At 45.5% G+C, this 23608-nt stretch carries 24 protein-coding genes; 5 read left to right on the forward strand and 19 right to left on the reverse strand.

From position 1 onward, the window contains the following. Positions 1-279 precede the first annotated feature (279 nt). From BM049_RS10390 to BM049_RS10400, 3 genes are all read right to left on the reverse strand, one after another. On the reverse strand, positions 280-978 hold the full coding sequence (locus BM049_RS10390) for a Crp/Fnr family transcriptional regulator (RefSeq protein ID WP_091531394.1): 699 nt from the start codon (positions 976-978) through the stop codon (positions 280-282). A 131-nt stretch (positions 979-1109) separates the two neighbouring features. Next, on the reverse strand, positions 1110-1532 hold the full coding sequence (locus tag BM049_RS10395; protein ID WP_091531395.1) for a cupin domain-containing protein: 423 nt from the start codon (positions 1530-1532) through the stop codon (positions 1110-1112). A gap of 297 nt (positions 1533-1829) precedes the next feature. Continuing rightward, positions 1830-2474: a class I SAM-dependent methyltransferase gene (locus BM049_RS10400; RefSeq protein ID WP_091531398.1), complete on the reverse strand. Its 645-nt coding sequence runs from the start codon at positions 2472-2474 to the stop codon at positions 1830-1832. 136 nt (positions 2475-2610) lie between these two features. Between BM049_RS10400 and BM049_RS10405 the strand changes: the two genes are divergently transcribed. Both BM049_RS10405 and BM049_RS10410 read left to right on the forward strand, forming a co-directional pair. Then, positions 2611-3255 carry a deoxynucleoside kinase gene (locus BM049_RS10405; RefSeq protein WP_177188694.1) on the forward strand — a complete coding sequence of 215 codons (645 nt, stop codon included), beginning with the start codon at positions 2611-2613 and terminating at the stop codon, positions 3253-3255. A gap of 67 nt (positions 3256-3322) precedes the next feature. Further along, positions 3323-3847: a methylated-DNA--[protein]-cysteine S-methyltransferase gene (locus BM049_RS10410; RefSeq protein ID WP_091531403.1), complete on the forward strand. Its 525-nt coding sequence runs from the start codon at positions 3323-3325 to the stop codon at positions 3845-3847. On the opposite strand, the gene BM049_RS10415 is transcribed toward BM049_RS10410, so the two are convergent. The 12 genes from BM049_RS10415 to BM049_RS10470 all read right to left on the reverse strand — a co-directional run bounded on the left by BM049_RS10415 (position 3837) and on the right by BM049_RS10470 (position 15027). Continuing rightward, the gene (locus BM049_RS10415; RefSeq protein ID WP_091531405.1) at positions 3837-4577 is read right to left on the reverse strand and encodes an NAD-dependent epimerase/dehydratase family protein; all 741 of its coding nucleotides are present in this window, start codon (positions 4575-4577) and stop codon (positions 3837-3839) included. The genes BM049_RS10410 and BM049_RS10415 overlap by 11 nt on opposite strands. 12 nt (positions 4578-4589) lie before the next feature. Continuing rightward, positions 4590-5969 (reverse strand): Glu/Leu/Phe/Val family dehydrogenase, encoded by a 1380-nt coding sequence (locus tag BM049_RS10420; RefSeq protein ID WP_091531408.1) that lies wholly within the window; start codon positions 5967-5969, stop codon positions 4590-4592. A gap of 577 nt (positions 5970-6546) precedes the next feature. Then, positions 6547-7251, reverse strand: a complete 705-nt coding sequence (locus tag BM049_RS10425; protein WP_091531410.1) for a DUF1129 domain-containing protein — start codon at positions 7249-7251, stop codon at positions 6547-6549. A gap of 21 nt (positions 7252-7272) precedes the next feature. Further along, entirely contained in the window at positions 7273-8373 is a 1101-nt protein-coding gene (gene ychF, locus BM049_RS10430) for a redox-regulated ATPase YchF (RefSeq protein WP_091531412.1), read from the reverse strand. A gap of 33 nt (positions 8374-8406) precedes the next feature. Next, positions 8407-8592 (reverse strand): DUF951 domain-containing protein, encoded by a 186-nt coding sequence (locus BM049_RS10435; RefSeq protein WP_091531415.1) that lies wholly within the window; start codon positions 8590-8592, stop codon positions 8407-8409. Between the two features lie 19 nt (positions 8593-8611). After that, positions 8612-9493, reverse strand: a complete 882-nt coding sequence (locus BM049_RS10440) for a ParB/RepB/Spo0J family partition protein (protein WP_091531417.1) — start codon at positions 9491-9493, stop codon at positions 8612-8614. After that, positions 9483-10247 carry a ParA family protein gene (locus BM049_RS10445; RefSeq protein ID WP_091531419.1) on the reverse strand — a complete coding sequence of 255 codons (765 nt, stop codon included), beginning with the start codon at positions 10245-10247 and terminating at the stop codon, positions 9483-9485. Before BM049_RS10445 ends, BM049_RS10440 begins: the two co-directional genes overlap by 11 nt. A 34-nt stretch (positions 10248-10281) precedes the next feature. Then, positions 10282-11001: a 16S rRNA (guanine(527)-N(7))-methyltransferase RsmG gene (rsmG, locus tag BM049_RS10450; protein ID WP_091531422.1), complete on the reverse strand. Its 720-nt coding sequence runs from the start codon at positions 10999-11001 to the stop codon at positions 10282-10284. A 226-nt stretch (positions 11002-11227) separates the two neighbouring features. Then, entirely contained in the window at positions 11228-12400 is a 1173-nt protein-coding gene (locus tag BM049_RS10455; RefSeq protein WP_091531423.1) for a cation:proton antiporter, read from the reverse strand. Between the two features lie 27 nt (positions 12401-12427). Further along, positions 12428-12766: a hypothetical protein gene (locus BM049_RS10460; protein WP_091531426.1), complete on the reverse strand. Its 339-nt coding sequence runs from the start codon at positions 12764-12766 to the stop codon at positions 12428-12430. 667 nt (positions 12767-13433) lie between these two features. Continuing rightward, positions 13434-14582 carry a cation:proton antiporter gene (locus BM049_RS10465; RefSeq protein ID WP_218147255.1) on the reverse strand — a complete coding sequence of 383 codons (1149 nt, stop codon included), beginning with the start codon at positions 14580-14582 and terminating at the stop codon, positions 13434-13436. Positions 14583-14682: 100 nt separating this feature from the next. Next, positions 14683-15027, reverse strand: a complete 345-nt coding sequence (locus BM049_RS10470; protein ID WP_091531428.1) for a hypothetical protein — start codon at positions 15025-15027, stop codon at positions 14683-14685. 301 nt (positions 15028-15328) lie between these two features. Here BM049_RS10470 and BM049_RS10475 point away from each other — a divergent pair, with 301 nt between their 5' ends. Beyond that, positions 15329-15781, forward strand: coding sequence for a GNAT family N-acetyltransferase (locus BM049_RS10475; protein ID WP_091531430.1), 453 nt, complete (start codon positions 15329-15331; stop codon positions 15779-15781). A gap of 74 nt (positions 15782-15855) precedes the next feature. Here the strand turns inward: BM049_RS10475 and BM049_RS10480 are convergent, their stop codons facing one another. From BM049_RS10480 to BM049_RS10490, 3 genes are all read right to left on the reverse strand, one after another. Next, positions 15856-16869 carry a sodium:calcium antiporter gene (locus tag BM049_RS10480; RefSeq protein WP_177188695.1) on the reverse strand — a complete coding sequence of 338 codons (1014 nt, stop codon included), beginning with the start codon at positions 16867-16869 and terminating at the stop codon, positions 15856-15858. 442 nt (positions 16870-17311) lie between these two features. Then, positions 17312-18040, reverse strand: coding sequence for an MIP/aquaporin family protein (locus tag BM049_RS10485; RefSeq protein ID WP_091531435.1), 729 nt, complete (start codon positions 18038-18040; stop codon positions 17312-17314). Positions 18041-18110: 70 nt separating this feature from the next. Continuing rightward, the gene (locus BM049_RS10490) at positions 18111-19775 is read right to left on the reverse strand and encodes an FAD-dependent oxidoreductase (protein ID WP_091531438.1); all 1665 of its coding nucleotides are present in this window, start codon (positions 19773-19775) and stop codon (positions 18111-18113) included. 495 nt (positions 19776-20270) lie between these two features. Between BM049_RS10490 and chrA the strand changes: the two genes are divergently transcribed. Together chrA and BM049_RS10500 are read left to right on the forward strand one after the other, a co-directional pair. Then, complete coding sequence (gene chrA / locus BM049_RS10495) at positions 20271-21458, forward strand: chromate efflux transporter (RefSeq protein ID WP_218147257.1); 1188 nt, start codon at positions 20271-20273, stop codon at positions 21456-21458. Between the two features lie 197 nt (positions 21459-21655). Further along, complete coding sequence (locus tag BM049_RS10500; protein WP_091531440.1) at positions 21656-23284, forward strand: ABC-F family ATP-binding cassette domain-containing protein; 1629 nt, start codon at positions 21656-21658, stop codon at positions 23282-23284. Positions 23285-23425: 141 nt separating this feature from the next. On the opposite strand, the gene BM049_RS11965 is transcribed toward BM049_RS10500, so the two are convergent. Beyond that, positions 23426-23608 (reverse strand): hypothetical protein (locus tag BM049_RS11965; RefSeq protein WP_218147259.1); only part of this gene is annotated, 183 nt, incomplete at its 5' end.

Consider the following 23608-nt stretch of genomic DNA (forward strand, 5'->3'; position numbering starts at 1 on the left):
CCTTTTATATCTATCGATTTTGTTTCTACCTCTTACACTTACAGTATAAATCAGGACTGCTAATGTTAAATTGACGTTCATCAAGTTTAATTCAATAACTTCACTCACACACTCTTTACCTCGTTCTGAACAAGTCATCCTGCCTTTCCTCTGCCCTTTACAGTTAAAGTATAGCCCATACTGGCTGTCAAACACTTGGCGTTGATCAAGCAGCTTTGCTTTTTTATGCAAAAAAAGACCTGAGACATACTATCTCAAGTCTTTTCAGAACGATTCGCTTTATAGAAACAGCAGCTTATCTTCATCCAGTATTTTTATCTTAGATGAGCTGATGCGCTCGATCAGGTTCGCTTCTTCCAGTTCTTTCAGTTTGCGACTCACCGTTTCAGGGGTCGTTCCGATATAGGACGCCAAATCTTTTTTCGTCAATGGCAGCGTCACGATACTCGATTCACTATCCGGTCCAAGCAAGTCTGACAGATAAAGAGCCAGACGCTGCTCTGTGGATTCAGTCGTAAACCGGGCGGCCTGCGTTTCACTCTGATCCACGCGGGTCGAAAGCTCCTGAAGGATTTTGAGTGAGATGGACGGATATTTGACCAGCAAAGCCTGCAAATCAGCTCGCGTGATCTGACATACCGACGTCGGTTCCATGGCTTCTGCGTAGTTTTCATGAACTGTTTCATTGAACAAAGCCAGTTCTCCCGTAAATTCACCGGGCTTCAGCACTCGGACGAGCTGTTCTTTACCTGATTCTGAAAGCCGGTATATACGCAGACTCCCTTTATTGACGATCGTCAAAACATCTGACTTTTCTCCTGCCCGATACACCAGTTCACCTTTTTTAAATGACCAGGACTGTACGGTCTCCATTATTTCATCCATCTGCTCTGCATCGAGATGATTGAAAATCGGAACGAGTGAAATGCAGCCTTTATGAGAGATGCCGCAGTTATGTTTGTCTTTACGTTGATCCATTTTAATCTCTCCTCATTCTGAAAGATATGTAAAGTAACTATACCATAAGCAGAAGTGAAATATTTGATTTCCATCAAGCATGTCAAAAAAACCTGACGAAGAAATGCTTCGTCAGGCTCCTCAACTGCGTATTAGTCTTCGTTCGGATCGTTTTCTGCATCTTCGTGTGTCGGGTGGACGGTTGCTGGAAGATGGTCAGGACCTGCATAGATCGTGTATAATTTAAGCGGCTTGTCACCTGTGTTTTCGATGTTGTGCCACATGTCGGCAGGGACGAAAACGACATCATCGTCGCCGACTTTTTCTTCGACGTTCAGGTTGTCTTCTGAAGGACCCATCTTACATACGCCGTCACCTTCTTCGATACGGATGAACTGATCGATGCCGTGATGGACTTCCAGACCGATATCGTCACCAGGTTTGATGGCCATGACGGTCGTCTGAAGTTTTTCGCCTGTCCAGATCGTCGTACGGTAATTGTCGTTACCCAAAGTTGCCTCTTCAATATTGATAATGTACGGCTTCTTGCCGTGATCTTTGTAGTCTATTTCCATTATTCCATTTCCTCCTCGTTATTTATAATCGTTATAATGTAATGATAACACTTCAGGTTGTTTTATCAACCGATATGCTCAACTGATTAGAAAAAACTTTTTAAACAAGGGTTTTCAGCTTATACAGGCTTTATTCTCCTTATTATAATAATTATAAACAAACCCCTTGCATCCGATGTGTTTCATTACTTCTATACTCATTATAAGCTTCATTCAGAGGTGAAATAATTGATTTATATCAATTATTTCAAAGAAACCTAACTCAATTTATAATCATTATAAATTGACCTGTACCGTTTACTTCAATTTAAAGGTCGTATACCGGTAGTCATCACAGTAGACGATCTTCAGCCCCACTTTATCGGCGATGATTTCCATTGACTCTGGAGTAAAAAAGGAAATGTGGGTAAAGTCTCGGATGTAATGCCAGCCCCAGAATTTTTCCTCATCTTTTGGGTGAAAAAGGGTCATGACTGAAAGGATCGAATCTTCTTTCATCAGGGTTTTCAGTTCGGCGAAGAGGTCTAAAGGTTCCGGAATATGTTCCACCACTTCTGTTGTCGTGATCAAATCGAACGTCTGACCGGGATAGACACGTTCCGGAGCATAAAACAAATCATATATGGTAACGCTGTAACCGTAGTCCCGCTCCAGCAGCTGTGCCAGGACCGGACTTGGCCCGCTTCCGTAATCGAAAGCTTTTTTTCCCTCATTTACAAAAGGAAAAACTGCAGCCTGCAGGAACTCCTCGAAGAACGCCACATAGCGCGGATCCTCGATTGAATTTTCATGCTGTTCATACTGTTTGAATTCTTTTTTTGAGCTTAAATAAAATGCCGGGTCCTTGGATATGAACCGGCAGTTTTCACATTCGTGAAAGACCTGCCCGTTGCTCGGGTGTTCCAGTCTCTTCGTATCGTGCTGACATATTCTGCATTGCATGTTAACATTCCTCTCTGTTTGTCACGTTTTAATCCTATCACATTTTTGTGAAACTTTCTTATTTTGATTATTATTGGGTATCAGTTATGGTATGATAATATAGACGAAAAACTTTTATGATTTGGAAGGAGATACAATGTCTGTGATTGTATTAGCAGGAATGATCGGAGCCGGAAAAAGTACGTATACCACTTTGATCTCAAGTGAATTAAAGAGCAAGGCTTTTTATGAGCATGTCGATGATAACTCAATTTTAGAAAAATTTTACGATGACCCGAGACGCTGGGCGTTTTCTCTACAGATATTCTTCTTGAATACACGTTTCAGAAGTATTAAAGAAGCTTTGGTACATAGACATAACGTCTTGGACCGTTCGATCTACGAAGATGCTTTGTTCACACGCATCAACTATGAGCAGGGAAACATGAGTGAAGCGGAGATGACTTTGTACACCGACTTGCTGGATAATATGATGGAAGAAATCGACGGCATGCCGAAAAAAGGTCCAGATCTACTTATTTACCTTAGAGGGTCTTTAGATACCCACCTCGAGCGTATCAAAAAGCGCGGCAGACCTTTCGAACAGGTCGAGGGCAACCCTGAACTGATGAATTATTACAAACGTCTGCATGGGCGTTATGACGACTGGTTTGCTGAGTATGACAAGAGTCCGACTCTGATCATCGATATCGATGAGATCAACTTGGAACGCGAAGGCGATAAAGTTCTGGTCATGCAAAAAGTCAAAGAGGCTTTGAAAAAACAGCAACAGCACGTATAAAGAAAAAAAGCTTCTCGGATCAGCGGGAAGCTTTTTTTTTACTATTTAAAACAAGGAGTGTGTAATAATGACTCAGACTTTAACTTATTCACTGATCGAACAGGACGACTGGACTTTTTATATCGTAAGCTCAAACAAAGGTCTCTGTTTTGTGGGCTCCAGCCCCGCCTCATTGAACGAGATGACCGACTGGGCCACTGCGCACTTTTCAGAAGCTGAACTAAGAGAAGATGATGCTGCACTGGAACCTTATCGAGCTGAATTCGTTGATTATTTGACCGGCGAAAAGCAGGCCTTTTCTTTTGATACAGCTTTTCTTGTCGGCACTGACTTCCAGAAAAAAATATGGAATGGCTTGAAAGCCATCCCATACGGTGAAACATTAACTTATGGTGAACTGGCCGCTTCCATTGGGTACTCCAAAAAAGCCGCCAGAGCAGTCGGCTCGGCACTGGCTGCCAATCCGCTCTTGATCGTCTATCCCTGTCACAGAGTCGTCCCGAAGGCATCCAAGCCCAAAGCCTTTCGCGGCGGCCTTCAGATGAAAGAAGACCTGCTTGCCATGGAACAGGGTCACCGAGTTAAAAAGTAAAGCCGTCATCCTGTGGCTGATAACCCGTTTTTTCCTTGGTGTCCGACAAATCAAGATATTTAAACTGATTATCCGACACGCCATGGACGATCTCAAAGGGACGTTCGAGATCTGCTTCGACGCAGCGCTTGATCAGCTGGACCATGTCTTGTTTGCTGATGTAACTCGAGCGCTGATAGGGTTCAGGTTCTTTCCCCTGTTCCTTCAAGTGTTCCAGCGATTTGAAGCCTCCGATACGAACGGCAATGACTTCCATATCTGTCTGATAGCCGTAGTAATTCCCCAGCGCTTCTCCAAAAACTTTACTCACCCCATAATAGTCCAAAGGACGCACGGGGCTTGTCGTTTTCACCTGTTCGTCTTCCGGATAGCCTTTCACAGCATGGATACTGCTGGCAAAAATGAAACGGCGGCACCCCTGTTCATGCGCTGCAGACATCATATTATAGGTGCCATCCATATTGACGGCCTTTACTTCTTCAAAAGTCGAGGCCGGAGACGGGTTGGCCGCCAGATGAATCACAGTATCCGCTCCTTTACACACTTCTAGACAGGAAGCTTTGTCCAGAATATCCAGTTCAAACAACGTTCTGTTTTCACCTTTTAACTCACCCAGTTTATCCAGATTCTTGTCTGCCAAAACCAGATGTCCACTCTCTTTGAAACCTTCAGCGAGGCTCGACCCGATCCTTCCGGCAGCACCTGTGACAACGATCTTCTGTTGCATCATATTCACCTCTGCTTATATTATCTTGCCTGAGCGTTTCATCAGATCGATCACACGGACGACTGCCAGCTTGAAGCATAGGAAGCGTAAAGATTCGTCATGTTCCGATGAGAAGTAAGAACCGTAAACACGCTCGCTCACCTTCTTCATGCGCTGACTCATGTCCTCAAGGATGTCTTCTTTTTCTTTCACATCATTAGTGAATCCCTGGATCCATTCCAGATATGAAACCGTTACTCCTCCGGCATTTGCCAGAATATCCGGAATAATGACTTTACCCTGCTCAGTCAGATACTGGTCTGCTTCGCTTGTGACCGGTCCGTTTGCGCCTTCGACTAAGATATCTGCCTTGATATCCGCCTGATTTGCTTCTGTTACCTGATCTTCGATTGCTCCTAAAATCAGCACATCACAGTCCAGCGTCAATATATCCATAGGATCCAGCACGTCGCCTTCCAGTCCCATTTCTTTTAATTCATCCGCATTCGGCAGACGGTCGTTCTCTTCTTTGAACGGCGCCAGTTTTTCCGCATCCACTCCGTTTTCATTATAGACTGTTGAACGGCTGTCAGAGACGGCAATAACGGTATGCTTTCTTTCAGCATTTTGAGCTGAAATGGCGGCAGCGCGGCTCAAGTTTCCAAATCCCTGAACAGCTACTTTTACATTTTCTTTTTCACCGATCGCTTTGATCATGTCTCTTTTGTCAGAATGCTTGTCGTTAACCTCGAGAGAATCATTCAAGACAGCATCCACCAAGTAATAATAACTCAGGAAAGTCCCGATCCCTGTCGATTCTCCCCGGCCTTTAGTTCCGCCGTTTTTGATGCTTTTTCCGGTGAAGGTATTGATGAACGGCTCATTCGGATGAAGATCTTTATAAGCCTGGGTCATCCAGTCCATCAACTCTGGGCCTGAACCGACATCCGGTGCCGGAATATCGCGATACGGACCGATATCGTTCTGAACCATCTTGACAAAGGCCTGACTGACCTCTTTCAGTTCACGCTTCGAATGTTTTCTGACATCGATATGCACGCCGCCCTTGCCGCCACCGTATGGTAAGTCGTGCAGGGAATTTTTCAGCGTCATCAGCATGGCCAGCGTCTGGACTTCATCCTGATTCACTCCAGTGCTGAAGCGGATGCCGCCTTTATAGTACCCGCAGGCATTGTTGTGCTGAACACGGAATGCCTGATAAGTCCCGATGCTTCCGTCATCTTTTTTTATGCGCAAATCGCCGGCAATGACTTTATCGATGCCTTTAAGTTGTTCTCCCCCCTGCTTCAACCATTCTGTTCTGTTTTCTCCCCAGGTTGAGAGTTCATTCGTATCTGTTTCGATCAAGTAATCGACAACCTCTTGAATCAGTTGCGTGGTCGTGTTCTTTGTCATATAAATTCCTCCGTTTTAAAATGAGAGATTTCTAATCTTTCCTTTACTATTGTATCATAATACACAGACGTATTGCGAATCATAATCAATAAAGATGGCAAATCGACCACCTTGGCCCCTCGCTCACATACCATTCACATGTCATTTTGATGAGTTCGGTTCATCTGACTAATATTGCAAAGCATACAAACCGAAGGCATACATCTTCAGCACATACACTTGTCGCTTTTTACTGGAATAAGCCGAACCTCTCGCTCTTTCGGCTTATTTGGTTCTACTTCCACTGTGAATACACCGAACTTTGCACTGTTCGGTGTGTTCAGGGGTTATTCTAATGTGAACAAGCCGAACCCCATATAACTTCGGCCTATTCAAAAGAAACTAAAGTCAGAATAAACCGAACCTCACAGACTTAAGCTTATCCAGGCTCCCTTTTTTCTTGAACAGACCGAACACGCTAAAAATGAAAGAGTCGGACAGTGCCGACTCTTCCCAAAACAAAAAAGAGTTAATCTGGCATAATAGCTCCAGACTAACTCCTTTGAACCGAGACTTTCATCCCGGCCACTTCTAATTATTATATAAGTGTGCCCTTGATATCGAGTTTCTTCTTCAGGTACCATTTAGCCAGGAATGCCACTAAACCGATGGCCAGCGTATAGGGTCCCGGGATGACCGGATTGAGTGCAGCCGGGATCAGCGCCGTCCCAAAGGCCATCAGCATGATCCACACGACCATAGTCAATGTGGTTGCCAGCACATATTTTAGAAAGCCGCCTTTGACACCCGGTCTTGGGGCATATTTCGTGATGATCATGACCGCGAACCCACCCAAAATAAAGTTGAGGATCAGCGTCAGTAAGCCTAAACCGGCTCCTTCATTACCGGTGAAGTAGGAGATCCCTGTGATCACGGCGAACATACCGCCTAATAATAAGGCGCCGTCCAGCCACAGCTTCCATGACTCCGAGCGTTCTTCAGGCTGTTCGACCACACCCTGCTTGCCTTCGATAAGGTAGCGGGCCTGATCGGTCACTGTCCCGTATAGGCTTCTGGCTGTCACATGGTTGGCTTGCTCAGCCACGATCTTCTTCAGCATGTCGTTAAAAATGATCGTCTTGCGCTCTCCAGACATATTTGCATCGTCAAGTCGGCGGTTCAGTTTGATCATGTATTCCTGGTTTTTGTTCGTCAGCTGGTCGAACAGGGCTGCGTTCTCTTTTTCTTTGGCAGCGTAATCGATCTGACTCTCTTGTTCATTCGACTTATTGTTTTTAGCCATATTTCAGTTAATCTCCTTTATCTACACATTGAAACGGAACAGGATAACGTCGCCGTCTTGGACGACATAGTCTTTACCTTCTGCTCGAAGTTTTCCGGCTTCGCGTGCAGCTTTTTCACTGCCTAAGCGGTCATAGTCTTCATAAGAAATGGTCTCGGCACGGATGAATCCGCGTTCGAAGTCACTATGAATGACACCGGCTGTCTGCGGAGCCTTCATGCCTTTTTTAAAAGTCCAGGCTCTGACTTCTTTCGGTCCGGCGGTAAAGAAGGTCGCCAGGCCTAAAAGATCGTATGATTTACGGATCAGCTTGTTCAAGCCGGGTTCGCTTACGCCTAAGTCTTCAAGGAACATTTCTTTTTCTTCGTCATCCAGTTCGGCGATCTCTTCTTCGATGGCAGCTGAGATAGCGACCACTTCGGCCCCTTCTTCCGCCGCGATCTCGCGTACTGTCTGCAGATGCTCGTTGCTTTCCGGATCAGCGATCTCTTCTTCCGCGACGTTCGCCACATAAAGAACGGGCTTGCTCGTCAGTAAGAATAAAGAACGCAGAATCGGCAGTTCTTCATCGGTAAAGTCCAGCACACGGACGGGTTTGCCTTCTTCAAGGACTGGTTTGATCTTATCCAAAACGGCAAGCATCGCCACAGCTTCAGCATCTTTTGATTTCGCCTGTTTTTTGACTTTTTCATAACGCTTGTCTACAGATTCCAGATCAGCCAAAGCCAGTTCAAGATTGATCGTTTCGATATCTTCGGCCGGATTGACCTGACCTGAAACGTGTGTGATGTTTTCATCTTCGAAACAACGCACGACGTGACAGATGGCATCCACTTCACGGATATTGGCCAGGAACTTGTTCCCTAAGCCTTCACCCTTGCTGGCACCTTTGACGATGCCTGCGATATCGGTGAATTCAAAGGTCGTCGGTACGACTTTGGCCGGATCCACCAGTTCAGCCAATCGGTCCAGGCGATCATCCGGCACTTCGACGATCCCGACATTCGGGTCGATGGTTGCAAAAGGATAGTTGGCTGCTTCTGCTCCAGCTTTTGTGATCGCGTTAAATAAGGTTGATTTTCCTACGTTGGGTAACCCAACAATTCCTGCTGTTAAAGGCATAAATATAGTCACCTTTCACTTTCTATAAAATAATTAGTCTTTCAAGACTTTCTTCATTTTTCGGTCGAATTCACGTCTGGGCATCATAACTAAATGGCCGCATCCTGTGCATTTAATACGAATATCTGCGCCCATGCGAATGATTTCCCAGCGGTTCACGCCACAGGGATGCGGTTTTTTCATTTCCACGACATCGTGTAAATCATAGGATTTCTCCACTTCATTATCCTCCCGGTCTTTAATTTAAATCGATATCCAGTTCTTCAAGGATCCGGTTCAAGTCGTCAGGCGATACATATTCGATCTCGATCTTGCCCTGTTCGCCTTTTTCACGGATCACGACACTTGTCCCGAATTTGTCGGTCAGCAGCTCTTCTGATTTCCTGATATAGACTGATTTGTCTGCAGTCAGAGGTTTCTGGGGTATGTCTTTCGGGTTCTGATTTGCTTCAGAAACGAGATGTTCAAGCTGTCTCACCGTCAGTTTTTCTTTCACTGCCCGTTTGGCCAGCTTCTTGATTTTTGATTTATCTTTCAGTCCCAAAAGGGTCCGTGCCTGACCATTGGACAGTTTGCCCTCCTGGACGAGCTGCTTCACTTCTTCAGGCAAAGACAGCAGACGCAGATGGTTCGCTATATAAGAACGGCTTTTACCTAATTTCTCAGCGACTTTTTCCTGGGTCATGGACAACTTGTCCATCATCATGTTGTAGGCTTCGGCTTCTTCAAGAGACGTCAGGTCTTCACGCTGCAGATTTTCTAAAATAGCGACCTGCATCATCACTTCTTCATTCAGTTCTCTCACGATGGCCGGGATCTTGTCTTTGCCTGCGAGCTTAGAGGCTCTGAATCGTCTTTCCCCCGCAATGATCTCATAACCTTTAACGGAAGATTCACGCAGGATGATCGGCTGCAGAACGCCGGAGATATTGATCGAAGCGGCCAGTTCCTTTAAAGCATCTTCATCAAAATGACGTCTGGGCTGATATGGGTTGGGACGGATCTCAGCTAGATCGATGAGCTGCACGCGTTCATCGTTACGGTCGACTTCTTCTTCGAAATTAGGCACATCAAACAAGGCATCTATGCCACGGCCCAGTCCTTTTTTCTTATTCGCCACTACCCATCACTTCCTTCGCTAGTTCTTGATAGACTTCTGCGCCCTTGGATCTGATGTCGTAGTCAATGATCGACAAGCCATAACTGGGCGCTTCGGATAATCGTATATTCCTTGGAATGATCGTTGTATACACTTTTTCACGGAAGTATTTTTTCACTTCGTTCACCACTTCGAACCCAAGATTCGTGCGGGCATCAAGCATAGTTAAAAGCACGCCTTCCACTTTCAGATCCTTGTTGAAGTGCTTCTGTACTAATCGGACGGTGTTCAAGAGCTGACTCAACCCTTCCAAAGCGTAATATTCGCATTGAACAGGGATCAGTACCGAGTCGCTCGCGGTAAAGGCATTGATCGTCAAATGGCCGAGCGATGGTGGACAGTCGATCAGAATATAATCGTAGTCCTCTTCCAAAGTCTCTACCGCGCTCTTCAAGCGTGTTTCTCTCGCCATCAGACTGGTCAGTTCGACTTCCGCACCAGCCAGCTGGATCGTTGCAGGCACGATACTCAGGTTATCCCGGCTCGATGCCAAAACGACATCTTTAAGCGGTTCTTCATTGATCAGCACGTCGTAGATATCACGATCCACTTCGCCTTTTTTTATGCCTAGGCCACTGGTTGCGTTTCCCTGGGCATCCATATCTATCAACAGGACTTTTTTCCCGTTATAGGCTAAAGAAGCACCAAGATTGACCGTAGTGGTTGTTTTTCCTACGCCACCTTTTTGGTTTGCGACGGCTATAATCTGTGCCATGGTATTCCTCCAAACTTTCTCATCTCTGTGTTGTCTAAGCTAATGGACTCTTGTTGGGAGTCCCTGGTCGTCTTGGATATTTATTCGGTGTCTCTTTTTTCTTGTCTATTAAAATAATCGTACGTTCACCTGCATTTTCAGGCAGCTCGAAGGAATGGGCCTCTCTTAACTTGCCGCCCAGAATGCCGATAGCAGCCAGCCCCTCATCCAGTTCTTCCGGAGCATGTGCAGCTTTCATCGCGATAAATGTTCCCTGTTTTTTCAAGAGCGGCAGACAGAGTTCAGCCAGCACACTCATGCGAGCCACGGCACGCGCCGTCACGAAATCAAAGGAAGCCCTGAACTGTTTGTTCTGCCCGAATGTTTCCGCGCGGTCATGATAGAGCGACACGCCACTCAGACCGAGTTCTTTAACGATCTCTTCAAGGAACGTGATGCGTTTTTTCAGTGAATCGACGATCGTTATCTGAAGGTCCGGGTAGATGATTTTAAGGGGGATACTAGGAAACCCAGCACCTGAGCCTACATCGCATAGACTGTGGACCCCTTTGCTAAAATCTACATATAAACCTGCTGTGAGTGAATCATAAAAATGCTTTAAGTATACTTCTTCACGCTGCGTGATCGCAGTCAAGTTGATTTTCTCATTCCATTCCTGAAGGAGTTCCAAATACCGCTCAAACTGGCGCATCTTGGCTTCCGTTATCGGAATGTCTCTTTTTTTAAGTTCTGACTGAAATTCTTCTGGAGTCATTCTTCAAAAATCCTTTCTATTATCAGTCGTGAAACACTTGATTGTTTCACAAAACCACTCTCTTCACTTTATACCAAACAGCGCTAAAATACAATGGTTTGAAGCGATTTTTTATTGACAATTCGTCCTCGTTTTTTGTCCAGATAAGAACGGGAAGAGAGCACAGAAACAGGAAAACACACGAAGCCCACTTCGCAGTGAGTTCGTGTGTCTACTGTTCCAATAACTAACTTTCATTTGGAATTTCATCGACCCTGACCAGTGCTTTTTCCAGAAGCAGGGGACCAAAGATTTCGAAGAAAACGACCCCGGTCAAAACGACACCTGTGATCGCTCCCGAGACATTAGGTAAACTTTGTTCAGCGATCGTAGCAAGCCCGATAGCCACTCCCGCCTGAGGAATCAACCCATAACCTAAGTTATACCGCACTTTCTTGCTGACCGTTGTAAAATGAGAAAAAATGAAACTTCCCGCATACTTTCCGAGAGAGCGGGCCACGATATAGCCAATACCAACCAGGCCAACTTGACCGAAAATAGCGACATCCAGATGCGCGCCGGCTAGTGTCAGGAAAATGATAAATATCGGCAGTTCGATACGGTTCAACAGCGATGCAACAAGCACTTTTCTGTTGGTCAGATTCGTGATCGTTACACCTGCGATCATATCCGTTAAAATAGGTGATAAACCAAAGTATGCCGCGACGCCCGAATTGAAAAGCAGTGCAGCTATCAGTAAGGCCAGCAGCTTGTCATTGCTGATTTCTTTCCGTATGAAGTAAGAAACGAATGCCCCGCCGACGATCCCCACTAAAGAAGCAAATAAAATGTCCAGCACGACAGATCCGACAAGCATGATGATCGAGGCACCCGTATCATTTACCATCGATTGGACAAATGAGACCATCATCCCGAATGTCAAGATCGTGACCAGATTATCAAACGCCACAAGTCCCAGCAGATTTTGCGTCATTTCTCCTTCTGCCTTGGTTTCTTTGATGATGGAGACGACACCTGATGGCGAGACGGACATTGCCAGTGGTCCGAGGATCAGCGCATATTGAATCGGCATCCCCAGCAGCCAGGTAACAAGAGCAACGATCACAGCTGTAAAAAAAGTGTTTCCCAGAGATAACTTGACCAAATTCTTACCAAAAGCTCGGAAGACACGCCAGTGAAGCTCCGTTCCGACAGAAACAGCGAGCATACTTAAAGCCAGTTCATTGGCAAACTGCAGGCTGTAATAAACCTCCGTTGTGATTAAATTAAGTAAACTAGGACCTAACATCAGCCCAGTCAATATGTACCCCGTTACAGTTGGTAGTTTCAGTTTTTTAGCTAGTTTACCTCCTCCCATTCCTGCAACTAGTATAATTGCAATATATAAAGTATATGACATGACAATGACCTTCCTTTTTCATATTTTCTATTTATTAAATTCGATCCCTTTTGTAAAGTTGACTGGCACACTGAAGAAGATCGCATTATCCGGTTTCGTCAAATCTCCGCATACACTTTCAGCGATGGATAAAACTTCCTTACGTTCTGCCTCATCTTTCACTACAGTGAAAATGGTCTTGCTGTTGGATTCACGCTCATCTCCGAGCTCCGCAAACATTGAAAACATCGGAAACTGATTAGATATAAGATGCCCCATCCCGCTGCTATCCAAAACGGTCGCTCCTTTGATCTCATACCGCATAAACAAACTCAAAACTTCATCCAGTAAATCTGTTTTATTCAAGACAATGACTACAAGTTCCATAACCTTCTCCCTCTTTCTGTCCAGATTGTATTTTTTTAACTTCAGCACTTGCTAAAAGCGCTTTATTATTCGTTTAAACTTAATTATGAACAAAATCGGCCAAAAATTCAAGCACTTCCTTTAAATTACTGATAGCGCAGGCAATCCTAAGCGATGTACAGGAAGCGACGATCTTTCAATGGTTGATCGGAAAAAACAAGAAAGCACCTTGAACACACAACGTTTTCTCGTTTCTTTTAAAATCTTCATCCTACAAAGTCTATGTGTAAATCTCTTGTTGAACTGCTGGTATAGCGGCAGATAACAGGAAAGCTTTAACCATATGCAAGAGGAGTTATCCCAATCAATGCTTATAACCTGAACTCGCTAACAATGGGCAAACCGAGTTACCCTATCACCACTTATAATCAGAATGCGTACCGTATAGTTGGTTTGGGTCAGCATAAACGTGTAAGATCAAAAGACTAAACCCGGCATGATTTACTGCCATCAGAATTAGAATGTCTTCTATCTTCTTGCAATCAAGTCTAGAATAACCCTTACCAAACAGTTCTGACTGCAAAAAAATACGCTTCAACATTCTTTGAAGAATGATGAAACGCAAAAACTCGTTATAAGCTGCATGTAAGCAAATTTTAAACTTGTCTGTTATTCTATATGTTAAACACTAATTAGAATGCGCAGACGTTTCTGTTTCTGGAGTGATTTCTCCAGCTTTCGTCAAGGCCACTTTAGTAATGAGCGGTCCGACCAGTTCATAAACCAGTGTCGCACTCAAAACGACGACTCTTATTTGAGGAGCGTACATCGGTACAACTGACTGGGCGACTGCAGTTAAACCGATCGCCACACCCGCTTGCGGTATAAGTGTTGCCCCAAGATAGCGGCTGACGGTTTCTGGCGCATGTGTCAGTTTGGCTCCAAGATAGACACCGGATATTTTACCTACAACACGGAGGCCGATATAAACGATCCCGATCAGTCCGACGGTAGGAACGATGGACAGATTCAGCTCGGCTCCGGCAATCACGAAGAACATCACGAATATCGGAGAGGTTATCCGGTCACTCAAGTCGCTCATCGATGTAGCAGAAGAGGACACATTAGTCAGGACTGCTCCCATGATCATGGTCGTCAGCAGTTCAGAAATGCCGAACAGTGAAGAGAAACCGCTGGCTAAAAAAACAAATATGATAAGAACGATCAGCCGATTACTGCTGGTACGGAAGTACTTCAGTGGCCATTTCATCAAGAATCCCAAGACTGCACCTACCAGAAGGGCATAGATGATATTGATGAACGGGTTAAGAATGGATAGAAACAATGAAAACTCGCCTTCAACTTCTATCAGAGATTTGGCGATCGTGGAGGCAAAACCGAATAAAATAAGCGCAAAGGCATCATCCAGAGCAACCACACTCAACAGTGTTTCTGTGACTGGTCCTTCCGCCTTGAACTCTTTGATGACCATGATCGTGGCAGCCGGTGCTGTGGCTGCTGCGATGGCACCTAAAACAATAGCAAAGGGCAGGTCGACACCTAGCAGCAATAACCCGCCGATAACGATCACGACGGCCAGTGTGGCTTCAAACGCCGCAATCACGACGGGTTGAAAGCCGACACGTTTAAAATAACTCCGCTTGAACGATAAGCCGATGGTGAACGCAATAAAGGCTAAAGCCACCTCAGCCACGATTTCAAAGTGTTCCAGAACCTCAAGTGTCAGTCCATTGAGTACCGACGGGCCAACGATCAATCCTCCAATTAAGTAGCCTGTAACGTTAGGCATCTTTAAAAGATGTAGCCAGTTGCCCAAAAACTAATCCAACGATAAGAACAATAGCAATATACATAACAATCGATATTTCCAACTTTTCTACCTTCTTTTCTAATTTTAAACTCTTATGACTTATATTTTATTCTCTAATGCCTTCCTGGAATAAAACAGGCACAGCAAACATGATACCTGTATCCGGTTTGCCGATATCTTTCATGACACTTCTGACTGTCTGACGTGCTAGATCCAAATCTTCTTCAGGGATCACGCTGTAAATCGTTTTATTCTCTGTATGATCAGATATGATCAAAGGTTTGATCGTTGAAAATATTTTCGTTTCATCAAGCTGAGACAAATGCTGAGCCATCCCTACTGAATCAAGTACTGTCGCAGCCTGGCCTACTTCATCGCTGAATTTCAGCAGCAGGTCATCCAACAAGTCTATCTGATTTAACACAATTATAAATAACACTTTATTTTTCATTTTTACACTTCCCTTCTGTAATCTATTATAATCATACTCCTAAATAGTGATTAATCAAGCTGTTAAAGGGTTTTCATGAAAATATTATTGAAAAAACCGAGATTTTTTTAATCGGATATAGTATAATCGATCAAAAATACCTTTTTCTGCCTTCTTGAGCGGCTAATTGTGGCGTCCATGTTAAATATATAATTTACTGGTTGTGAAATAATTTATTTTATGTATACTGTGGATGTGGGTTGCGGATCAGACAACTGTCGAGCCGCAAAAAATGATTTAAAAAGGGGATTGAAACACAGCTATGTGGCAGTACAAACACTTTCAAGAATTGAGCGCACAAGATTTCCATCAGATAATAAAAGAACGTACAAAAATCTTCGTTGTAGAACAAGGCTGTGCCTATCAAGAAGTTGATGACATCGACCTGAAGGCTATACATCTCATTAAAAGACAAAAAGGATCAATCAAAGCTTATGCACGTATATATAAAGATAATCGAACAATTAAAATCGGACGCGTTCTGGTCCCTGGAGAATTCAGGAATGAAGGACACGGGAAAGAACTGATCAAGACAGCACTTGACTACGTCAACTGCCATTATCCAAACAGCGAAGTAACGATCCAGGCCGAATCGTATCTCAAGGATTTCTACGAGAAATTCGGTTTTAAAACAACGTCTGATTTATATTATGATTATGAGATCGGTCATTACGATATGGAACTGGAGAAGAAAGTTCCAGCTTTACAACACTGAGATATGTACAGAAAAGAAGACGTCCCTTGAAAGCACAAGTCTTTCAAGGGACGTCTTCTTTTTATTTTATATAGTTAAATGAAATTCGTAAACAAATAGGCCGCATAAATAGTCAGCAATAAGATACCGTGCCTGGTTTTTACTGAGTTCAGTTTCTTCGAGAACATCGGATAGCTCAGCAGGGCGAACAAGAGCAGTAAAAACGGAAACTGCAGTTGGTAATAAATAGCGGGAACGACTTGTCCCGTAGTCATCAGGGTAATCGTTGCGCCCATGACCAAAATAAAGTTCATCATATTCGCTCCCAGAACGTTACCGATGGCCAGTTCACCGTGACCGTAACGCGTGGCGACAAGCGTCGTCGATATTTCGGGCACACTTGTCCCGAACGCGACGATCGTTGAGGAGATGACACTATCCGGGACCCCCAGACGCCCCGCTGTGATTTCTGCCGTTGAAACCAGCAGGGTCGCACCAAGCGTCACGCCCAGCGAGCTCAACAGCAGCAGACTGATCCGTTTGGCTAAATCAGGCGCCTGACGTTTTTCCTGATCCCCGGTTTCTTCTTCAACTTCCTCGATATCACCTAAGATGGCTTCCGGTTTTTTCTTCACGGTATACCAGATATAAAAAGGAACGGCTACGAGGAACAGGACACCAAAACTTCTTGGAAGAAGCCCTTCATTCGGGAAATCACCGAACCCGATGCTCGTTCCAATGAACAAAAGCGCTGTGACTGACAGGATCACGAACGCCTTCTTGGTTTCTTCCCTTATAGGCAGCAGGCCACCCACGGCCCCGATTCCCAAAACAAGTGAGGTATTGGTTATGACGGATCCTACCGCATTCCCCAAACCCAGCTGAGCATTGCCGTTTAAGGTCGCCGCCACCGACGAAGCAACTTCTGGCAGTGTGGTCCCGACCGATAAGATCGTTGCGCCAACGACCATTTTTGATAAGCCGAGAATGAGGGAAAGCGACACGGCCTCTTCGATCAATTTGTCAGCAGCCTGAGACAAAAGGATCAGGGACAGGATAAACAGGACAATGATGACTAAAGTAGGTAAAGTTTCTATATATGTATTCACAGCTTGACTCCTATTCATGATTTTGCAAGTATCTTAATACTAGTATAGCAAAAACGGTTACATAATGAAGAGTTTTTGCTATTTAAGGAAAGAAGGTTGCTCTACTTGTTCCACTTCAGGATCTTAAGCGACTTTACAACATTTTTGGGCAGCATGTATTCTAACGAAGTTGTTCTAAAACAGGGATTGGAACTACTTCTGCCTAGGCTTCGCTTCTTAACTTGTTTAAACAAGAAGCTTGATGCGCCTTCAGTACAGCTCATCCACAGTAAATCACCGTCAACGCAGGAAGAATCAGAATGCATTATATCTATCGGATAGGATCAAACCACTTCCAGACTAAACTGAATAGGCGACAAAAGGCCGGGACATGAGCCCCAGCCTTTATCAGTCTTCCAACAACTCGATCGATTTTATAGTGCCATTAAATTTCCCCAAACCTTCAGCGGACACTGGTAATGAAGAGGAACAGCAGGCCACCCAGTGTTCCGCCCATTAAAGGCCCGATGATCGGGATCCAGGCATACTTCCAGTCCGAGTCGCCTTTATTAGCGATCGGCAGCAGCTGGTGGGCAATGCGGGGGCCTAAATCCCGGGCCGGATTGATGGCATAACCAGTCGTTCCGCCGAGCGAAAGACCGATCGTGACGATCAGCAGCCCGACGACGAGCGGGTTCAGTCCTTCTGTAAAGTCCCCCTGCGTGAAGGCAAGCAGGCCATACAGCAGGACACCTGTGGCCATCGTTTCACTCACCAGGTTCCATTTATTGCCCCTAATAGCCGGAGCGGTCGAGAATACCCCTAAAATAGCTTCCGGATCTTCTGTTTCTTTGAAATGAGGATAGTAATGCAGCCACATCAGCGTTGCTCCCGCTATGCCTCCTAAAACCTGGACCAGTATATAGGGCAGGACGAGTGCCCATTCGATATGACCGGCCACAGCCATCCCCAGAGTCACCGCAGGATTCAAGTGAGCCGGCGAGAGCCAGCCAACAGAATAAACCGCCATCGTCACGGCTAATCCCCAGCCGATGGCAACGATCAGCCAGCCGGTGTTATAGGACTTTGTTTTCTTTAAGGTATTGCCGGCATTGACGCCGTTTCCGATATACATGAGGATCAATGTTCCAAAAAACTCCCCGATCAATTGCTGTATAACTGTAGTTTCCATACTCTCTCCTTTATGTTCATTGACGCAAAAGAAAAAAGAGCCGGGCTCTTTTTCCTTTTTACGTCTTTTATTATCTTTCTTGTTTCATACGCATGTAATTCTGGTAATTCGTGTTGCCGCCGGACAGAACGTTCGCATCCAGAAAGCCGATGTTCAAAAGCAGATTCTGCGCGGTGTTACTGGTGACGCCTTTGTTGCAGTAGACGACGGTTTTAACTGAACGGTCCAGGTCTGCAACGCCTCTGCGCAGGTCTGGCATCGGGATGTTGACAGCCCCCTTCACGTGGTTCTTCTCGTACTGCTTAGGCGAGCGGACATCAATGATCTGCAGCGGGACATCTTTTTCCTGAAGCTGGACCACTTCTTCCGGTGTCACGACAGGGAGACGTTTGCGTGCATTTTCCAGGACCATTCCCGTATACATCACCGGGTCCTTTGTGGTGCTGTATGGCGGTGCATAGGCCAGATCCAGATGGAACAAATCCTCGGCTGCGGCTTCAAAGGTAAGGGCTGTCGCAAACACATCGATGCGCTTGTCCACGCCTTCGGGTCCAATGATCTGGGCACCAAGGAATCGGCCGGACTCTCTGTCGGCAACACCTTTAATGGTGATCTCCTGTCCACCGACATATTTGGCGTGAGCCGGCTTGATGTTATGGATGACCACCGGATCAAAGCCGGCCGCGACTGCTTCTTTTTCTGACAAGCCCGTATAAGCAACGGTCAGATCAAACAGGCGGAATATCCCTGTTCCCAGCGTTCCTTTAAATTCAAGTGGACCGCCAGTCAGGTGATCGCCTGCAATGCGTCCCATTTTGTTCGCTGTTGAACCCAGCGGGTGGTAGGACGGCTGACCGGTCACTCTGTTGAAACTTTCGGCCACGTCTCCGACCGCATAAACGTCTTCGGCGGAGGTTTTCATATGCGTGTCCACTTTGATTGCCCCGGTTTCACCTAATTCGATCTCAGCTTCTGTCGCCAGCACCGTGTTTGGTCTGACACCGACAGCTATTATGACCAGGTCCGTCTCTAGTGCCGTGCCATTTTCAGTTCCGAGGGCTTCTACTTTCCCTTCGCCTTCAATGGTTTTGACTTTATCTTTGATATAAAGGTCCACGTCATGTCTTTCCAGTTCTTTTTCAAGCTGATAGGCCATGTCCGCATCTATGCGAGGGAAAACCTGGTCGGCCAATTCCACGATCGACACTTTCAAGCCCTTTTTCTTCAGCTGCTCGGCCATCTCAAGCCCGATATAGCCGGAACCGATGATCGTCGCATGCTTGACCTCGTTACCTTTCATATAAGTATCGATGGCCTTCGTGTTGTCCATCGTCTTGACATGAAAGACGTTCTCATAAGTATCCAGAGTAAACGGCGGTGGGGTCAGGGAATAAGACCCTGTAGCCAGCACCAGCTTATCATAGGTTTCTCTTGTTCCCTCACCCTTTATTTTGTCATAAACTTCGATTTCTTTCGCCAACGGATGAATAGCTTTGACATGGTGATTCGTATGGATGTCGATTTCAAAGCGTTTCTTGAACCAGTCGGCATCTCTTGGGATGAGTGTATTTACTTCATCCACTTCTCCCCCTAAAAAGTAAGGCATCCCGCAAACGGAATAGGAAATATCTTCCGCTTCTTCATAAACGACGATTTCAGCTGTTTCATCGTTGCGTCTTGCTTTTGCCGCAACAGACGTGCCTGCCGCGACTGATCCAATGACTACGATTTTCATAAGTGACTCCTCCTATATAGACGTTTATCTATCTAACGTTAAGTTTATCAATTTTGCTATAAAAAAACTACTGCTTTTTTCACTCTAGATGTAAAGTTTGTGTAAATGATTCGAACAGGCTGCTTCCTGCCTCAAAACGGGTGGCGCAGCAGGAGCTCTTCACCCTATCGCGCTTATTGATCCAGCCTTGTTAACACTTATAGAGTAAGTGTACCAATTCTTGGGAGATATTGCTTAACTGGACGTTTCCCTCTATTAAATGGTCTGAATCAGTTTCGGATAATCAAGTCAGACTGTTTCCTTATGGAAGAATGATTATCTTAATAAAAAAGCGTCGATCGAGCATCGTTTGTTTGATCGTTTCAATCGTATTTTTAAAATTTCATACTTTCAGAGTGTAAAGAATGTGTAAAATATGATAAAACATAAGATTTCCTCTTCCTGATTCACTTCCCATATCTTATACTTGAATAATGCAAAAAGGAGGATCTTATTTTGAATAACTCGAATACAATGGCTCCCTCGACAAGCGCATTTTTAAAGGATATTTTCATTTGTTCCCTCGGTGCCTTTGGCGGGCCAGAGGCTCACTACAGTGTGTTCACTGAACAGCTGGTCATAAAGAAGAAGTATTTAACAGAAGAAGACCTGGTCGAGCTCATGGCGCTATGTGCTTTTCTCCCAGGACCAAGCAGCACGCAGACGATCGTAGCGATCGGTCATAAAACAGGCGGCCCTCTACTGGCTTTGCTTACTATGCTGGTGTGGGCACTTCCCGCGTTAACTATCATGACAACCTTGTCTTTTCTGTATCAGTTTTTAAACACACAGAATATTTCCACCGATGTCCTGCGTTTTATCGGACCGATGGCTGTCGGTTTTATTATTTTAGCCTCCTACCGGATCGGCAAGAAAGTAGCTTTCGATCGACTGACCTTCGTCCTGTTGCTGTTCGGCGGCATCACCACCTACTTCATCCGGGCGGCTTGGATTTTCCCGCTGGTCCTGCTCCTGGGCGGTCTGGCTTCCCTGCTCATTACAAGGGAAAAGAACTTGTGGTCTAAGGTGAAGCTCGACCCGCCATACCCGTATCTGGCTTTGTTCCTGTTCTTTACCTTTGGCAGTCTGTTAGCTGCCGCTTTTTTCCAGAACGAACTAGTGAGTCTGTTTGAACGCTTTTACCGCTATGGTTATCTCGTTTTCGGCGGCGGCCAGGTCGTCATTCCCGTGATGTACACAGAACTGGTCGATGTCTATTCTCTGATGACCAGTCAGCAGTTTCTGACGGGCTACGGTCTCGTTCAGGGTATCCCGGGACCCATGTTCAGCTTCAGTGCCTATGCCGGTGGAATGGCTGCACAAGGCGGTACTTTTTTACATCAGATCACAGGCGCTGTAGCCGGAGGGATCGGGATCTTTTTACCAGGCCTTCTGCTCATCTATTTCGTTTATCCCATGTGGGAAAAATTGAAGCTGATCAAAGGGTTCCGCGTCGCGCTTAAAGGCGTGGCTGCCGTGGCCGGCGGACTGATCGCTGTAGCTGCGGTGATCCTCACTCAACAAAATGGCGTCAGTCTTGAAAACCTTATTGTTACGCTGGTAACCGTCATTCTTTTATATACTAAGAAAGTGCCTGTCCCTCTCATCGTTGCTGGTGTCGTCTTGGCAGGCTTTATCCTGTAAAGTATTTCTCTTACCGTTAACTGATTTAAGAGGGCGTCTAAAGAAAACAGCCAATTATGACTGACTTTTGACTTTATCCTTAAGAAGAATAAGTTTTTTCACAAAAACGCATGATTTCGTACTGAAAGTACGTATAATAGGAGTAATGGACTGAGCGTCTATGAGATTAGTATAAGAATAGAGGATTTGATAAATATATGATTACAGTAACAGACGTAAGCTTACGCTTTTCTGACAAAAAACTTTTTGAAGACGTTAATTTAAAATTTGCGAACGACAACTGCTACGGGGTTATCGGAGCCAATGGTGCCGGTAAATCAACTTTCCTGAAAATATTATCCGGAGAGATTTCTCCCACTTCCGGCGACGTGTCGATGCCGAATGATTCGCGTATGGCCGTTTTGAAGCAGAACCACTACGACTATGAAGAATATACTGTCGTAGACACCGTTATCATGGGTCACGAGCGTCTATACAATGTCATGAAAGAGAAAAATGATATCTACATGAAAGCGGACTTCTCTGACGAAGACGGTATCCGTGTCGCTGAACTTGAAGGGGAGTTCGCCGAACTCAACGGCTGGGAAGCTGAACCGGAAGCCATGACTTTGCTTAAAGGCCTAGGTATTCCTGAAGAACTGCACAACCAGAAGATGAGCGAACTGACCGGCGGACAGCACGTCAAGGTCTTGCTTGCTCAAGCCTTATTCGGCAAACCCGATGTATTGCTGCTGGACGAGCCGACAAACGGTCTGGACACGCACTCGATCGCCTGGCTCGAAGACTTCCTGATCAATTTTGAAAATACTGTTATCGTCGTATCCCACGACAGACACTTCTTGAATAAAGTCTGCACGCACATGGTCGACGTCGACTTCGGTCAGATCAGACTGTTCGTCGGTAACTACGATTTCTGGCTGGAATCAAGTCAGTTGGCTTCTAAAATGGCTGCAGACCAGAACAGCAAGAAAGAAGAAAAAATCAAGGAACTTGAAGCCTTTATCGCACGATTCAGCGCGAACGCGTCGAAATCCAAGCAGGCCACATCGCGTAAGAAAATGCTTGAAAAAATCACTTTAGATGACATCAAACCATCGTCACGCCGCTATCCGTTCGTCGGTTTCTCGCCGGAACGTGAAATCGGGAACGACCTGCTGCGCGTCGAAAACATTTCTAAAACGATCGACGGTAAAAAGGTCCTGGGCAATATTTCCTTTACCCTTTCCCGTGAAGACAAGGTCGCCTTTACCAGTATGAGTGATGTCGCGATCACGACACTCTTCAAGATCATTACCGGTGAAATGGAACCCGATACGGGAACGTATCAGTGGGGAATCACGACGAAACAGGCTTACCTGCCGAAAGACAACACGAGCGAATTCGAGAACAGCGACTTGACGATCCTCGACTGGCTGAGACAGTACGTCGTCAATAAGGAAGAGAACGACAATACTTTCCTCAGGAGTTTCCTCGGACGCATGCTGTTTTCCGGTGAAGAAGTCATGAAAGAAGTTTCTGTCTTGTCCGGTGGCGAAAAAGTCCGCTGTATGCTTTCCAAGCTGATGCTGAGTAAAGCGAACGTGCTGGTTCTTGACGATCCGACCAACCACTTGGATCTGGAATCCATCACAGCACTGAATAACGGCCTGATCGATTTCAAAGGCGCTATCCTGTTCGGTTCGCATGACCACCAGTTCATACAGACGCTGGCCAACCGCATTATCGAAATCTCACCAAATGGTGTCGTGGACCGTGCCGAAATCACGTACGACGAATTCCTGGAAAATAAAACAGCTCAGGAACAAGTTGCTGCACTTTACGCCTAAATGATTTGAATGATGAGCACTCACGACCGCGGTCGTGAGTGTTCTTTTTTGTTTCAGGGAGGAAGAAAGAAGCCTGCGGCTTCTTTCTACTGACTTATTGTTAATTGTGAGGTGGATATCCGCCCTTCCTATGGGTTTTTTCTATCTGAAAGGTGAAAGGCGGATATCTACTACTTTTGTGACCTTCGCTGAGTGTATTTTTGTTTGACGGGCGGATATCTTCGTCTTTTGTGACCTTCGTGTGCTGACTTCTTTTGTGAAGGGCACGCGCCGGTCGTTTGCGTGACCTCCGGCTCCTCTTTTCTGCTCTGAAGGGCACGCGCG

The organism is Alkalibacterium subtropicum (assembly GCF_900112455.1).
Taxonomy (GTDB): Bacteria; Bacillota; Bacilli; order Lactobacillales; family Carnobacteriaceae_A; genus Alkalibacterium; species Alkalibacterium subtropicum.